Source organism: Streptomyces sp. NBC_01283 (genome assembly GCF_041435335.1).
In the GTDB taxonomy this organism is placed as follows: Bacteria; Actinomycetota; Actinomycetes; order Streptomycetales; family Streptomycetaceae; genus Streptomyces.
In genome coordinates this window covers 5897549-5912408 of sequence record NZ_CP108430.1, presented here as the reverse complement: position 1 = coordinate 5912408, position 14860 = coordinate 5897549, and the positions used below count along the sequence as shown (strand labels likewise).

Annotated in this window: 9 protein-coding genes; 4 read left to right on the top strand and 5 right to left on the bottom strand. The window is 71.2% G+C overall.

Annotation, left to right across the window (positions count from 1 at the left end; genetic code table 11):
* Positions 1-210 precede the first annotated feature (210 nt).
* Positions 211-879: a TetR/AcrR family transcriptional regulator gene (locus OG302_RS26890; RefSeq protein ID WP_371529115.1), complete on the bottom strand. Its 669-nt coding sequence runs from the start codon at positions 877-879 to the stop codon at positions 211-213.
* A gap of 69 nt (positions 880-948) precedes the next feature.
* Here OG302_RS26890 and OG302_RS26885 point away from each other — a divergent pair, with 69 nt between their 5' ends.
* From OG302_RS26885 to OG302_RS26870, 4 genes are all read left to right on the top strand, one after another.
* Entirely contained in the window at positions 949-1419 is a 471-nt protein-coding gene (locus OG302_RS26885) for an SCP2 sterol-binding domain-containing protein (protein WP_371529114.1), read from the top strand.
* A 43-nt stretch (positions 1420-1462) separates the two neighbouring features.
* Positions 1463-2686, top strand: a complete 1224-nt coding sequence (locus OG302_RS26880; protein WP_371529113.1) for an acyl-CoA dehydrogenase family protein — start codon at positions 1463-1465, stop codon at positions 2684-2686.
* Positions 2687-2791: 105 nt separating this feature from the next.
* The gene (locus OG302_RS26875; RefSeq protein WP_371529112.1) at positions 2792-4483 is read left to right on the top strand and encodes a hypothetical protein; all 1692 of its coding nucleotides are present in this window, start codon (positions 2792-2794) and stop codon (positions 4481-4483) included.
* Positions 4484-4634: 151 nt separating this feature from the next.
* The gene (locus tag OG302_RS26870; protein ID WP_371529111.1) at positions 4635-7814 is read left to right on the top strand and encodes a glycoside hydrolase family 2 TIM barrel-domain containing protein; all 3180 of its coding nucleotides are present in this window, start codon (positions 4635-4637) and stop codon (positions 7812-7814) included.
* Here OG302_RS26870 and OG302_RS26865 read toward each other — a convergent pair.
* The 4 genes from OG302_RS26865 to mmsA form a co-directional block, all read right to left on the bottom strand.
* Positions 7801-9456 (bottom strand): von Willebrand factor type A domain-containing protein, encoded by a 1656-nt coding sequence (locus tag OG302_RS26865; RefSeq protein WP_371529110.1) that lies wholly within the window; start codon positions 9454-9456, stop codon positions 7801-7803. The two genes, OG302_RS26870 and OG302_RS26865, sit on opposite strands and share 14 nt — an antisense overlap.
* A 172-nt stretch (positions 9457-9628) precedes the next feature.
* Entirely contained in the window at positions 9629-10528 is a 900-nt protein-coding gene (locus OG302_RS26860; RefSeq protein WP_371529109.1) for an ABC transporter permease, read from the bottom strand.
* A complete protein-coding gene (locus tag OG302_RS26855) occupies positions 10525-13179 on the bottom strand; it encodes an alpha/beta fold hydrolase (RefSeq protein ID WP_371529108.1) in 2655 nt (884 codons plus the stop codon). Before OG302_RS26855 ends, OG302_RS26860 begins: the two co-directional genes overlap by 4 nt.
* A 163-nt stretch (positions 13180-13342) precedes the next feature.
* Positions 13343-14845, bottom strand: a complete 1503-nt coding sequence (gene mmsA, locus OG302_RS26850) for a CoA-acylating methylmalonate-semialdehyde dehydrogenase (protein WP_371529107.1) — start codon at positions 14843-14845, stop codon at positions 13343-13345.
* Positions 14846-14860 lie beyond the last annotated feature (15 nt).

Genomic DNA, 14860 nt, shown 5'->3' with positions numbered 1-14860 from the left:
GACGGCTCCCGGCTCCCGGCTACCAGCTGACGTGCAGAGTCATGCAGAGGTCATACAGAGGTGATGCGGTGCGTACTTACTGGGAGGTCAACTTACTCAAGCGTAGGGAAAGTTCAATGGGGTGGCGCGGAGAAAACACCACCGGGCGGCCGTCACGCCGGTGACAAAGCGCTCACAACGCCGAGCCCGGGGCAGACCCGGCGAGGAGCCTCACGCAGTCCCCTCCCCCGGCACCCAGACCTCCCCCTCGAGCACGCGCCCCATCCCCACCCACACCATGTTCATCAGCCGCAGGGTGACCCCCTCCGGCGACTGGCCCGGGTGGCCGCCCATCCAGTCGGTGAGCGAGTCCGCCGCGCCGACCAGCGCGTGGGCGACGAAGTCCGCGTCCTCGTCGTCCAGTTGCGAGCCTCCGGGGCTCTCCTCGATGCCGTCCCGGACCAGGCCCGCGACCTGCGCCATCACCGCCCGGCGCGCGTCGGCGACCGCGGTGGCGATCGCCTCGCTCAGCTCCGAGGCCTGGCGGTGCAGGACGATCCAGCTGTCGCGGTGCTCGGCGACGAAGGCGAAGAACGCCGAGAGGCCCGCATGCAGGCGCAGTTCGGGTGCCCCGCCGCCGGCCCGCGCCGCGTCCTGGAAGGCGGCGACCAGGCGGTCCGCCTCGCGCCGCAGGCAGGCGAGGAAGAGCCCCTCCTTGGAGTCGAGATAGAGATAGACCATCGGCTTGGAGATTCCGGCCAGTTCGGCGATCTCGTCCACGGACGCGGCGTGATAGCCGCGCTTGGCGAAGACCGTCACCGCCACATCGATGATCTGCTGCTCGCGTTCCTGGCGCGGAACGCGCTTACGCCGTCCCTCAGTTCTCCCGTTGACCGTCACCCTTGCAGCCTCCCAGACTCGGGGCTACCTTACCCCTTAGTAAGTTTACTCTTGAGTAAGGAGATCGCCATGACGGACGGCATCGGCGGCGCCGAGGGCCTGGCCGGCCTTGACTTCGCGAGCGTCACGCCCGAGGAGTTCGCGAAGATCGTGAAGGGGCTCTCCGGCAAGGAGATCACCGAGATCGCCCAGGACGCCGAGCTGCGCGCCCGTGTCCTCCAGGAGGTGTTCGGGCGCATGGGGCGGCAGTTCAAGCCGGAGGCCGCGGGCAGCGTCGAGGCACTGATCCGCTGGAAGATCACCGGGGTCGAGGAGGCGGTCCACGAGACGGAGATCTCACAGGGCACCTGCACGGTCCGCGAGGGCCGCTCCGAGGCCGAGCCACGCGTCACGCTCGTCATGGCCGACGCCGAGTTCCTCAAGCTGGTCTCCGGCAACGCGAGCCCCGTGACGATGTTCATGATGCGCAAGCTCAAGATCGTGGGCGACGTGGCGTTCGCCGCCGGTCTGACCCGCTACTTCGACATCCCGAAGGCCTGACCCGGCACACGGACTTCCACCGACTCCAGGAAGGGAACACACCATGGCCTTCTCGCTCGAACTGACCGAGGAACAGCGCGACCTGCGCGGTTGGGTGCACGGCTTCGCCGCCGACGTGGTGCGGCCGGCAGCCGCCGAGTGGGACGAGCGCGAGGAGACTCCCTGGCCCGTCATCCAGGAGGCCGCGAAGATCGGCCTGTACGGGTTCGAGTCCCTGGCCGAGCTGTTCGGCGACCCCAGCGGTCTCTCGCTGCAGATCGCCAACGAGGAGCTGTTCTGGGGCGACGCGGGCATCGGGATGGCCCTGTTCGGCACCTCGCTCGCGGTGGCCGGGATCTTCTCCGCGGGCACGCCCGACCAACTCGCCGAGTGGGTGCCGCAGTGCTTCGGCGACGAGGACGACCCCAAGGTCGCGGCGTTCTGCGTCTCCGAGCCCGAGGCGGGCTCGGACGTGTCGGCGATGCGCACGCGCGCGACGTACGACGAGGCACGCGACGAGTGGACCCTTTCGGGCCAGAAGGCCTGGATCACGAACGGCGGCATAGCCAACGTCCATGTGGTGGTCGCGTCGGTCGATCCGGCGCTGGGGTCGCGAGGGCAGGCGGCGTTCATCGTGCCGCCCGGCACGCAGGGCCTCGAAGGCGCCAGGAAGATAAAGAAGCTGGGGCTTCGGGCCTCGCACACCGCGGACGTGTTCCTGGACGACGTACGCGTGCCGGGGCACTGTCTGCTCGGCGGCAAGGAGCGCCTCGACGCCCGGCTCGCGCGGGCCCGCGAAGGGAACAGGGCGGGCTCCGGGGGCCGCGGACAGGCCGCCATGGCGACCTTCGAGGTGAGCCGCCCGACGGTGGGCGCCCAGGCGCTCGGCATCGCGCGGGCCGCGTACGAGTACGCGCTGGACTACGCGGGCTCCCGGGTCGCCTTCGGCCGCCCCATCATCGAGAACCAGTCCATCGCCTTCGCGCTCGCCGATCTGCGGACCGAGATCGAGGCCGTGCGGCTGCTGATCTGGCAGGCGTCGTGGATGGCGCGGAACGACAAGGCGTTCGACGCGGGGCAGGGCTCGATGTCCAAGCTGCGCGCCGGGGAGCTGGCTGTGGCGGCCACGGAGAAGGCGGTGCAGGTGCTCGGGGGCGCGGGGTACAGCAGGGAGCATCCGGTGGAGCGGATGTACCGGGACGCGAAGATCTACACGATCTTCGAGGGGACGAGCGAGATCCAGCGCCTGGTGATCGCCCGCGCGATTTCGGGGCGGCAGATCCGCTGAGGGGATGCCGGGTGGGGGATCCGGCACGCCCGGCGACCGAGGTGCGGCCCCGGCCCAGGAAGGCCCCCTCTCAAGCCATGCCTGACCGGCGCCGATGAAAAGATCATGACGTCGACGCACCTCTCCTTCCGTGAGCCCGACGCCGTCCTCGGGCTGATCAACAGCCGGCGCGGCGTCGGGCACAGGCTCCGGCGCGGCGTCCTCTGCCTGCTGCCTGCCTGTCTCATCGCGTTCGCCGGGTTCCAGCGGCGCTGGATGTCCGACGACGGGCACATCTACGTCCGCACGGTCCGGCAGATCCTGGCCGGCAACGGCCCCGTCTTCAACGCGGGCGAGCGCGCCGAGTCCTCCACCGGCACCCTCTGGCAGTGGCTCCTGGTGCTCGCGGGGCTGCCGGGGCTCGACATCGCGAGGGCCGCGATGTACGGCGGGCTGCTGCTGACCGCCGCCGGGTTCGCGTTCGCCTCGCTCGGGGCGATGCGGCTGTACGCGGACAGGGCGGCCCTCCCCCTCGGCTGCCTCGTCCTGCTCGCCCTGCCGCCGGTCTGGGACTTCGCCACCTCCGGCCTGGAGACCGGCCTCGCCACCTGCTGGATCGCGGGGGCCTGGCTGCTGCTGGTGACGCGGGCGCACTCGCCCGTCACGTGCGTGGTCCTCGGGCTCGGCCCGCTCGTACGGCCCGACCTGGCGCTCGTGTCCGCCGTCTTCCTCGGCGCGCAGTGGCTGCTGGCGCGGCCCTCGCGGCGGGCCGCGCTCGGCGGCCTCGGAGCCGCCCTCGCACTGCCGGTCGCGTACGAGATCTTCCGGGTCGGGTACTACGGGCAGCTGATGCCGCTGCCCGGTGTGACGAAGGAGGCCTCGCAGAGCCTGTGGGGGCGCGGCTTCGACTACCTCGCGGACTTCGCCGACCCCTATCTGCTGTGGGTGCCCGGGCTGTTCCTGCTCGCGGCCCTGTTGCCCGCGAGGACGGTCCGGCGCGACGCCGCTTCCCTCGTCCCGGCGCTGGCGCCCGTCGTCGCGGGGCTCCTCTGCTGGGCCTACGTCATCAAGGTGGGCGGCGACTTCATGCACGGCCGGATGTTCCTGCCGGGCCTGCTCCTGATGCTCCTGCCGGTCTTCCTGGTGCCCCTCACGCGCGCGTGGACCATCGCGGCCGTGGGCGTCGGGATCTGGGCCGTGGTCTGCGCGAGCCTGCTGCGGATTCCGTACGAGGGGCGGATCGGGCCCGCCGGGGTGGCGGACGAGCGCGGGGTGTACGTCCAGCAGAACGCGGCGGCCCATCCCCTGCACCACGACTTCGCGGGCTATCCGGGCAACGTCGCGTACGCACGTCTCGTACGCGAGGCCAGCCGCGAGGGCACGCCCAGCCTGTTTCTCGCCAGGACTCCCGCCGGCGCCAACTCCCCCGTCGTCACGGGCGTCTACAGCACACTGGGCTTCAGCGGCACGGTGGTCCCGCTGGACGGCGCCGCGCTCGACCCGATCGGGCTCGCCTATCCGCTGGCCGCGCACTCCGAGCGCATCGACGGCAGGGTGGGCCACGACAAGCGGCTCCCGGACACCTGGATCTTCGCCGACCGTGGCCGCGGCCCCCTTCCCGAGGGCCTCGACCCGGCGGGGGTCGCCGCGGCCCGGCGGGCGCTCGACTGCGGTCCGCTGGCCGAGCTGCGGGCGGCGACGCGGGATCCCCTGACGCCGGGCAGGTTCCTGCACAACATCACCGGCTCCTGGGAGCGCACCTCCTTCCGCTTCCCCAACGACCCGGTGCGGGCCGAACGGCAGCTCTGCGGCCGCTAGAAGGTCCTCGGAGAGGCCGGGCGGCGGCCGGATCACGCCGGTCCTGTGCGGCCCGTCGAACGTCCGATTCCACCGCCCGCTCGGGTCTTGAATGTTGAGCGAACACGTCTGATGCTGGCGGTTCTTGTTGCCTTACGTTCGGAGTTGCAGCATGGGCGCACATCTGCCGAGCCGCCGGTCCTTCCTCGCCACCGGTACCGCCCTCGCGGGCTGGGCCGCCTTCTCGGCGCAGAAACAGGCCTTCGCGGCGGAGGCGAAGGCGGCGGACACCCCCGAGTGGAACGCCGATCCGCGCGTCTTCCAGGTCAACAGAGAAGCGGCGAGGCCCAGACTCGTCCCGTACGCCTCCACCGCGGACGCCCTGCGCGGGGAGCTCACCAAGTCGCCGTACTACCGCTCCCTGAACGGGAGTTGGCGCTTCCACTGGTCGAGGAACCCGGAGCAGCGCCCCACCGGCTTCGAGGCCGACGACTACGACGTCAGCGGCTGGGACCACATCCCCGTGCCCTCCAACTGGGAGATCGAGGGCTATCCCGAGCCGATCTACCTCAACATCAGGTATCCGTGGGAGGGCTACGAGAAGCCCGACTTCCCCGACGTGCCCAAGGACTTCAACCCCGTCGGCTCCTACCGCCGCACCTTCACCGTCCCCGACGACTGGTCCGGGCGGCGCACCCTGATCTCCTTCCAGGGTGTGAAGTCGGCCTTCTTCGTCTGGGTCAACGGCAAGAAGGTCGGCTACAGCGAGGACAGCTACACCCCGGCCGAGTTCGACATCAGCCCGTATCTGCGGCCCGGCGCCAACTCCCTCTCGGTGGAGGTCTACCGCTGGTCCGACGGCAGCTGGCTGGAGGACCAGGACATGATCGACCTGTCCGGGATCTTCCGGGACGTGTATCTGTACGCGATCCCCCTCGTGCATGTGCACGACGTCTTCGTACGGACGGACCTGGACTCGGCGTTCCGCGACGCGACACTGTCCGTCACCACCGTCGTACGCGACCGGACCGGCGAGGCGCGCGCGGGCGGCCATCGCGTCACGGCCCGGCTGTACGACGCCGACGGCCGCCCCGTGCCGGGCACGAAACTGAGCGGCGAGCCCGACTTCGACAAGCCGCTCACCCTCAAGGCCGACGTCAGGGCTCCCGCTCTCTGGTCAGCCGAGGACCCGAATCTCTACACCCTCGTCGTCACCCTCACCGACACCAAGGGCCGCACGACCGACATCCAGCGGACCCGCATCGGCTTCCGCCAGGTCGACTTCGGTCCCGGCAAGTGGACGGTCAACGGCAAGCACGTCATGTTCCACGGCACCAACCGGCACGAGTCGACCCCCGAGCACGGGCAGGCCGTACCGGAGTCGGTGATGGTCGAGGACGTGCTGCTCATGAAGCGGCACAACATCAACGCCGTCCGGACCTCGCACTACCCCAACCATCCGCGCTGGCTGGAGCTGTGCGACGAGTACGGCCTGTACGCCATCGACGAGACCAACCTGGAGACGCACGGGGTGCGCGACCGGCTGCCCGCCTCGCTGCCCGAGTGGACCGACGCCTGCGTGGACCGGATCCGCTCGATGGTCGAGCGCGACAAGAACCACGCCTGCGTGGTGGCCTGGTCGCTGGGCAACGAGGCCGGGAACGGCGACAACTTCAAGAAGATGGCGGACTGGGTGCGCGGCCGTGACGGCTCACGGCCCGTGCACTACGAAGGCATGAACTCCGTCGCCGACGTGCACAGCGAGATGTACACGAAGCCCGCCGACGTCGAGAAGTACGGCGCGTCCGGCAACTCCAAGCCGTTCATGCTCTGCGAGTACACGCACGCGATGGGCAACAGCAACGGCAACCTCCCCGAGTACTGGGAGATCTTCGAGAAGTACCCCAATCTGCACGGCGGCTTCGTCTGGGACTGGGTCGACCAGAACATCCGCCGACCCATCCCCGGCGACCGCAGGCACAGCTATCTCTCGTACGGCGGCGACTGGCACGAGGGCTATCCGACGGACGGCAACTTCAGCTGCAACGGCCTGGTGGCGTCGACCCGTGCGCCCCACCCCGGCCTCATGGAGATCAAGAAGGTCTACCAGCCGCTGGCCGTGACCGCCGACGACCTCGGCGCGGGCACCGTCAAGGTCCGCAACAAGCACCTCTTCAGCGGCCTGGACGCGTACGAGCTGCGCTGGAGCGTGACGCGCGACGGCCAGCGGATCCAGCACGGCACACTGCGGGCGCCCGATGTGAAGCCCGGCGCCTCCAAGGCCGTCCGCATCCCGTACAAGAAGCCCGGCAGCCTCGAAGCCGGCGCCGAGTACTGGCTCGACGTCGCCTTCGCCCTGCGCCACAAGACCCGCTGGGCCCCGGCGGGCCACACCGTCGCCGCCGAGCAGCTCCCCCTGGACTGGCACGCACCCGCACCCGCCGCCCCGGCCCCCGGCACCCTGCCCGCCCTCGAACTCACCGAGAGCGGCTCCGAGGTGAAGGTCACCGGTCGGGACGTCGAGGTCGTCCTGTCCAAGGAGACCGGAACCCTCGCCTCGTACAAGGTGAAGGGGAAGGCGCTGCTCGCGGGCGGGCCCGTGCCCAACTTCTGGCGCGGGCCCACCGACAACGACATCGGCCGCAAGTTCCATGAGGAGGCGGCCACTTGGCGCGAGGCGGGCGCCAAGGCGAAGGTCACGGAGGTCGAGGCCGCGCAGCCCTCACCCGGCGAGGTCACCATCGAGGTGAGCTGCACGCTGCCGACCGCGCCGCAGGAGTCGTCCTGGCACACGGTGTTCACGGTGCGCGGCGACGGCGAGGTGCGGGTCAGGCACACGCTGAAGGCGGCGTCGGGACTGCCCGACCTGCCCGTGGTGGGCGCCCTGCTCACCGTCCCCGCCGGGTTCGAGAGGATCGACTGGTACGGGCGCGGCCCGCACGAGAACTACCAGGACCGCAAGTCGGCGGCGTTCGTGGGCCGTTACCGCTCCACGGTGGACGAGCAGGTCGCGCCGTACGTCAGGCCGCAGCAGACCGGCAACATGACGGACGTGCGGCGCTTCTCGCTCGCCGACCGCTCGGGCGGCGGCCTGACCGTGCTCGCCGACCCGGGAGAGGGCGAGCCGCTCCTTGAGACCAGCGCGCTGCACCACTCGCCCGCCGACCTGGACGGGCCCCGGCACCCGCACGAGGTGAAGCGGCGCGACGAGACGGTGCTCGGGGTCAACCACCGGCAGATGGGGGTCGGCGGCAACGACTCCTGGGGTGCGCCGCCACTGGGCGCGTATCTGCTGCACTCGGGGCGCACGTACACGTACGCGTACCGGCTGAGGGCGCTCAGCCCGTCCTGATCTCGCCCTCGTCCTCTCCCCCGCCTCCGTCGTCCCCGGTGCCGCCGGTGAGCCGGTCCGCCTGGCGGACGGCGGTGGCGAGGTCGCGCAGGGCCTTGTCGCCGTCACTGTCCGAGGACAACTCGTCGGCGGTTCCTGCCAGTTCGGACAGCGAGGGCGCGCCGGGGAGGGGCTGCCAGGAGGTGGAGCGGGAGCCGGTGGAAGTGGACATCGGCTCGGGGGCGTTCCGCGTGGAGGTCCCGTGCCGCAGCGCGTCAGCGAAGTACGCGGCGACGGCCGTGGTGCGCAGGCCGTCGTCGGCGTTCTCCAGCCCGCCGTCCAGGTCACCGGACTCGATCTGGTTCGACTTCTCGTGCGGGGCACGGCTGTCGGGGTCGAGCCAGCGGACGTTCGCCGTCGCCACGTGCCCGCTCGCGCCGGGCCTCATCCGTACGGCATACAGCGCCGTCACGGTGTGTCCCGGCCCGACCTCGCCGCCGTCCACCGTGTCGTCGCGGAAGTCGTCGTCGGCGACCGCGCGGTTGTCGTAGCCGATCAGCCGGAACTGTTTGACGGTCCGCGGGTCGAAGGCGACCTGCGCCTTCGCGTCGCGGGCCCGCAGTTCGATGTTGGCCGGGAGCTGCTCGCAGAAGACCTTGCGGGCCTCCTCGCTGTCCGACACGTAGGTGGTGTGGCCGTCGCCCTTGTCGGCGAGGCGTTCCATCAGGGCGTCCCCGTAGTCGCTGCCGACGCCGACCCCGAAGAGGGTGATGCCGTGTTCGCGGCGGGCGTCGGAGATGCGCTCCAGGATGCCGTCGGCGCTGGTCTCACCGGTGTTGGCGAGGGCGTCGGAGAGGAGCACGACGCGGTTGGTGGCGCCGTCGTGCCGGCCGCCCACCGCGGTGTCGTAGCCCGTGCGGATGCCCGCCTCCAGGTTGGTGGACCGGGCCGGCTCCATGGCGTCGACGGCCGAGTGCACCTTGCCGCGGTGGTCGCCGAGGCGGGTCATGGGCAGCACCGTCTCGGCGCTGTCGCTGAAGGTGACGAGCGCGACGGAGTCGTCGTCGCGCAGCTTGTCGGTCATGATGCCGAGCGACTCCTTGACCAGGTCGAGGCGGCCGGGCTCCGCCATCGAACCGGAGACGTCGATCACGAAGGTGAGGGCGGCGGGCGGGCGTTCACCGTCCGAGTCGTCGCCGCGGGTGGCGAGCCCCACCCGCATGAGGGACCAGTCGTCCTCGTCGGTGCGGGCGCCGTCCACGTTCACCGAGAAGCCGTCGCCGTCGGGGCGCGGGTAGTCCTGGCGGAAGCTGTTGACGAACTCCTCGGGGCGTACGGTCGCCGGGTCCGGGAGCCGTCCTTCGGCGAGGGTGCGGCGGGCGAAGCCGTACGAGGCGGTGTCCACGTCCAGGGCGAATGTGGAGAGGTAGTCCGGGGGCGGCGCGAAGTCCCTTTCCTTGCCGTCCTGTTGCTCGCCGGGGGTGGCCGCTTCGCCGCTGCCCGGCGACGCGGGGCCCGGCGCGGGCAGCGGCGCGCTGCCGTCCCGCTTGCCCCTGTCACTGGCCCGGTCCGTGTTCTGGCCGCCGGAACTGCACCCGGTGAGCAACAGCCCGCCCGCCACGCCCGCGGCGAGCAGCCCCCGCCGTACTTTCCAGGTCCGCATCCTGGCCCCCTCGCGTCGTCGGTTCACATGACTGTGACGCGCGGGGCACCGTGAACGCTCGCTCCAAACCGTTGCGGAAGAGTCTCGATGCGGGAACGGGCCCCTGGGCCTTGGAGTGTCAGCCACCGGCTTCGCCGCGTTCGTCCTCAAACGCCGGACGGGCTGAAACTTCCTAGGACACCACGTCCTTGCGCGCGAACCCCCTGAATGCCAGGGCGAAGAGCACCAGGGCGTACGTCACCGAGACCGCGGAGCCCTGGATCATTCCGCCCCATTCCATTCTGGGCTGGATCGCGTCCGCCCAGGCGAACTGCCAGTGCGCCGGCAGGAAATCGCGCCAGCCGCCCAGTGCCGTCACCGCGTCCAGGACGTTGCCGACGATGGTCAGGCCTACCGCGCCGCCCACCGCTCCCAGGGGCGCGTCGGTCTTCGTCGAGAGCCAGAACGCGAGCGCGGCGGTGACCAGTTGGGAGACGAAGATGTACGCCACGACGATCACCAGGCGCTGCGCGGCCGTCCCGGCGGGCAGTGCGCCGCCGGTCGGGATCTGGAGCGGGCCCCAGCCGTAGGTCACCGTCCCCACCGCGAGGGCGATGAGGGGGAGCAGCACCATCGCCGCCGCGCTGAGGCCGAGTGCGACGGCCAGCTTCGACCAGAGCAGCCGGGCCCGTGGCACCGGGGCCGCGAGGAGATAGCGCAGGGAGGACCAGCTCGCCTCCGAGGCGACCGTGTCCCCGCAGAACAGCGCGACGGGGATGACGAGGAGGAAGCCCGCCGACACGAACAGGCACGTCGCCGCGAAGTTCGCGCCGGACGCCGTGGCCGTGTCCATCAGCGTCACCCGGCCGCTGCGGGACTCCGGCGAACCGGCGATGGTGAACGCGAGGACCAGGACGAAGGGCAGCAGGCCCATCACCCCGGCCATCACCAGGGTCCTGCGCCGCTTCAGCTGGCGGACCGCCTCGACCCGCAGCGGCAGCGTGCGGCCGGGGCGGTATCCGGGGGCCGTGGCGCGTTCCGTGCCCGGCTCCGTGCCAGGACCCGTGCCCGGCTCCGTGGCTGTGACGCTCATGCGGTGCCTCCGTCGATCAGGTTCAGGAACGCGTCTTCGAGGCGCCGGTGCGGGCCCATGGACTCCACCGGCAGCTCCAGGCGCACCAGTTCGGGCAGCAGCCGGGCTGCGCTCGCACCGTCCGTGCCGTCCAGGCGCACCAGGAGGCCGCCGTCCGCGCGGACCGCCGAGGCGACGCCGGGCAGCGCGGCCACCTTGTCGACCAGCGGGTCGGAGACGTCGTCCGCGAGCCCCACCAGGAGCGTGTCGCCGGAGCCGACGATCTCGGAGACCGGGCCCGCCTGGATCAGCCGGCCGCGGTCCATGACCACCAGGTGGGTGCAGGACTGCTCGACCTCGGCGAGGAGGTGGCTGGAGACGATGACCGTGCGGCCGCCCGCCGCGTACCGGATCATCACCTCGCGCATCTCGCGGATCTGCGGCGGGTCCAGGCCGTTCGTCGGTTCGTCGAGGATCAGCAGGTCCGGCATGCCGAGCATCGCCTGGGCGATGGCGAGCCGCTGCCGCATGCCCTGCGAGTACGTCCGCACCGCGCGGGCCAGCGCGTCGCCCAGCCCGGCGATCTCCAGCGCCTCGTCCATGCGGGCGTCCTCGGCGGGGCGTCCCGTCGCCTTCCAGTACAGCTCCAGGTTCTCGCGGCCGGATAGGTGCGGCAGGAAGCCCGCGCCCTCGACGAACGCGCCGACCCGGGAGAGGACCGGGGCGCCCGGCCGGATCGCCTGACCGAAGACGCGGATCTCGCCCGCGTCGGGCCGGATCAGGCCCATGAGCATGCGCAGGGTGGTCGTCTTGCCCGCGCCGTTCGGGCCGAGGAGGCCGAGCACCTGCCCCTTCTCGACGCTGAAGGAGAGGTCACGGACGGCATAGCGGTCCGTCGACTTGGCGTACCGCTTGCTCAAGTCCTCGATCACCAGCGGTACTTCCGCGAGCGCCGGGTCCGGTGCGGGCGCCGAGGTCCGCCGCCGGGCGGTGACCAGGAGCAGCACCGCGATCACGGCTCCGGCCGCGGGGAGCCACCACACCCAGGCGGGCAGCGGGGCCGCGGCCGTCTTCACGCCGCGCGCCGTCGGGACCCTCAGGTCACCCTTCACGGACACCGCGTACGTGGCGGGCCGCGTCGGGGAGGCGTAGCCGAGGTCCGTCGAGGCGAGGACGAGGCGCAGCCGGTGGCCCTTCTGCAGGTCGTGGTCGACGGCGGGCAGGGTGAGGTCGACATCCTTGCCGGCCTTCGTGCCCTCGACCCGGATCGGCGAGACGAGCTGCGAGGGCAGCACCTTCTGCCCGCCGCCGGGCCCCACGTCGTACACCTTCCCGAAGAGCACGGTGTCCTCGCTGGAGGACTTGACGTGCACCCGTACCTTCGGCGATCCGGTGATCCGCAGGTCGTCCTTGAGCGGCGCCGACTGGAACGCGGCGTGCTGGCCGGGGAAGTCGAGGGAGACGCCGACGCCGAGCGAGGAGAGCTGGTTGAGCCCGCCGCCGCCCGCGCCGGGCAGCGCGGAGATCGCGGGCGGCGACGCGCCCGCGGGGTTCTCGACGCGCTGCGGCTGACGCCCGCTGAGCGCGATCTGCCGCATCCCGCTCTCCAGGCCGGGATACGTGTCGCCGCTCGCGCCCCGCAGCTGTGCCGAGCCGTTGGTGGAGTCCATGCCTCCGGTGCGGGTGACGCGGAACGCGGGGCCGGTGTCCGTGCTCTTGTCGTCCTTCAGATAGCGGTCGAACCACGACCCGACGCGTGACTCGACCCGCCCCGTCTCGCGGTCGCCGCCGTCATGGCCGCCGGAGATCCAGTCGACGGACACGGGCGCGTGGTTGCCGCGCACCGCCCTGGCGATGGCGTCGGCCTGGGAGAGCGGAAAGAGGGAGTCGGTCTGGCCCTGGAAGAGCAGCGTGGGCACCTTGATGCGGTCACCGACGGCCTGCGGGCTGCGCTCGGCGAGCAGCTTGCGCGCCGCCGCGTCCGGCTTCCCGGCCTCCGCGACGCGGTTGTACATCTCACAGAGTCGCTTCTCGAACCGGTCGCAGCCGCCGCCGGTGTTGATGAAGAGGCCTGCCCAGAGCTTCTTGAACACGCCGTTCGGGAAGAGCGCGTCGCTGAGGTTCCAGTACGTGATCTGGGGGGCGACGGCGTCCACCCGGTCGTCGTACCCGGCAGTGAGGAGGGAGACCGCGCCCCCGTACGAGGCGCCGGTCATGCCGACGCGGGGGTCGCCCTTCTTGTCCAGCTCCACCTCGGGCCGCTTCGCCAGCCAGTCGATGAGCCTGCGGGCGTCGGCGACCTCGCCCTTGGGGTCGTTCAGGCCGATCTTGCCGGTGGACTTGCCGAAGCTGCGGGCCGACCAGGTGAGGACCGCGTAGCCCCTTTCGGCCAGGTCCTCGGCCTGGGCGCGCAGGTCGTCCTTGCTGCCGCCGAAGCCATGGCCGATGAGGACGGCGGGGCGCTTCCTGGCGGGGTCACCCGCGGTGAAGTACGAGGTGTCGATCTTCGCGCCGCCCGTCGTGTCCACGCCGGGCATCTCCATGAGGCGGTCCTCACGGTGCACGGCGGGCCCGTCGTCCGATGCCGCCGCCGTCCACGTGCCCGCCCCCGCCAGAACGGCGAGGGCGGCCGCGGCGGCAAGCAGTCTGCGCCTGGGCAGTCGTAGATCCATGGTTCAACCGTACGGGCGACGTCCGACAACCGGGGCAGCCGGTGGTCTGAACCCGGTTGACTACTTGGGGAGTACGGGGGAAGGGCGGCGTACGGCAGGCGCGGTACGGCACTGATCGCCGTGCGGGCCGAGGTCTCGGCCCGCACGGCGATCAGTGCTCAACTCAGTGGTTGCGCGGGAAGCCCAGGTCCACGCCCTCCGGCGCGTCCGACGGGTCCGGCCAGCGCGTGGTGATGACCTTGCCGCGGGTGTAGAAGTGCGTCCCGTCATTTCCGTAGATGTGGTGATCTCCGAAGAGGGAGTCCTTCCAGCCACCGAAGGAGTGGTAGCCGACCGGCACGGGAATCGGGACGTTGACGCCCACCATGCCCGCCTCGATCTCCAGCTGGAAGCGGCGCGCGGCGCCACCGTCACGCGTGAAGATCGCGGTGCCGTTGCCGAAGGGAGAGGCGTTCATCAGCGCCACGCCCTCCTCGTACGTGTCGACGCGAAGGACGCACAGCACGGGGCCGAAGATCTCGTCCTTGTACGCGGCGGCCGAGACCGGCACACGGTCCAGGAGCGAGAGCCCGATCCAGTGGCCGTCCTCGAAGCCGTCGACGGTGTGTCCTGTGCCGTCCAGGACGACCTCGCAGCCCTCCGCCGCCGCGCCGGTGACGTACGAGGCGACCTTGTCGCGGTGGGCCGCGGTGATCAGCGGGCCCATCTCGGAGGTCGGGTCGTTGCCGGGGCCGATCTTGATCTTCTCGGCCCGCTCCTTGATCTTCGCGACCAGCTCGTCGCCGATCGAGCCGACCGCGACGACGGCCGAGATGGCCATGCAGCGCTCGCCCGCGGAGCCGTACGCCGCCGAGACGGCCGCATCGGCCGCCGCGTCGAGGTCGGCGTCCGGCAGGACCAGCATGTGGTTCTTGGCGCCGCCCAGGGCCTGGACGCGCTTGCCGTTGGCGGTCGCGGTGGTGTGGATGTAGCGGGCGATCGGGGTGGAGCCGACGAAGGAGACGGCCGCCACGTCCGGGTGCTCAAGGAGCGCGTCCACGGCCACCTTGTCGCCGTGCACGACGTTGAAGACGCCGTCCGGCAGGCCGGCCTCGGAGAGCAGCTCCGCGATCTTCATCGCGGCCGAGGGGTCCTTCTCCGAAGGCTTCAGGACGAAGGTGTTGCCGCACGCGATGGCCAGCGGGAACATCCACATCGGCACCATGGCCGGGAAGTTGAAGGGCGTGATGCCCGCGACGACGCCAAGGGGCTGGCGGATGGACGAGACGTCCACGCGCGAGGCGACCTCCGTCGACAGCTCGCCCTTGAGCTGGACCGTGATCCCGCAGGCCAGGTCCACGATCTCCAGGCCGCGGGCGACCTCGCCGAGCGCGTCCGAGTGCACCTTGCCGTGCTCGGCGGTGATCAGCTCGGCGATCGCGTCACGGTTGGCGTCGAGCAGCGCGCGGAAGGCGAAGAGCACCGAGGTGCGCTTGGCGAGCGACGACTTGCCCCACGTGGCGTACGCCTCACGCGCGGAGGCGACGGCGGCGTCCACCTCCTCCACGGAGGCGAAGGCGACCTGCGTGGTGACGGCGCCGGTCGCGGGGTCGGTCACCGGGCCGTGCATACCCGACGCGCCCTCGACAGTCTTGCCACCGATCCAGTGGTTGACGGTCTTCGTCATGACAAGCATCCCTAC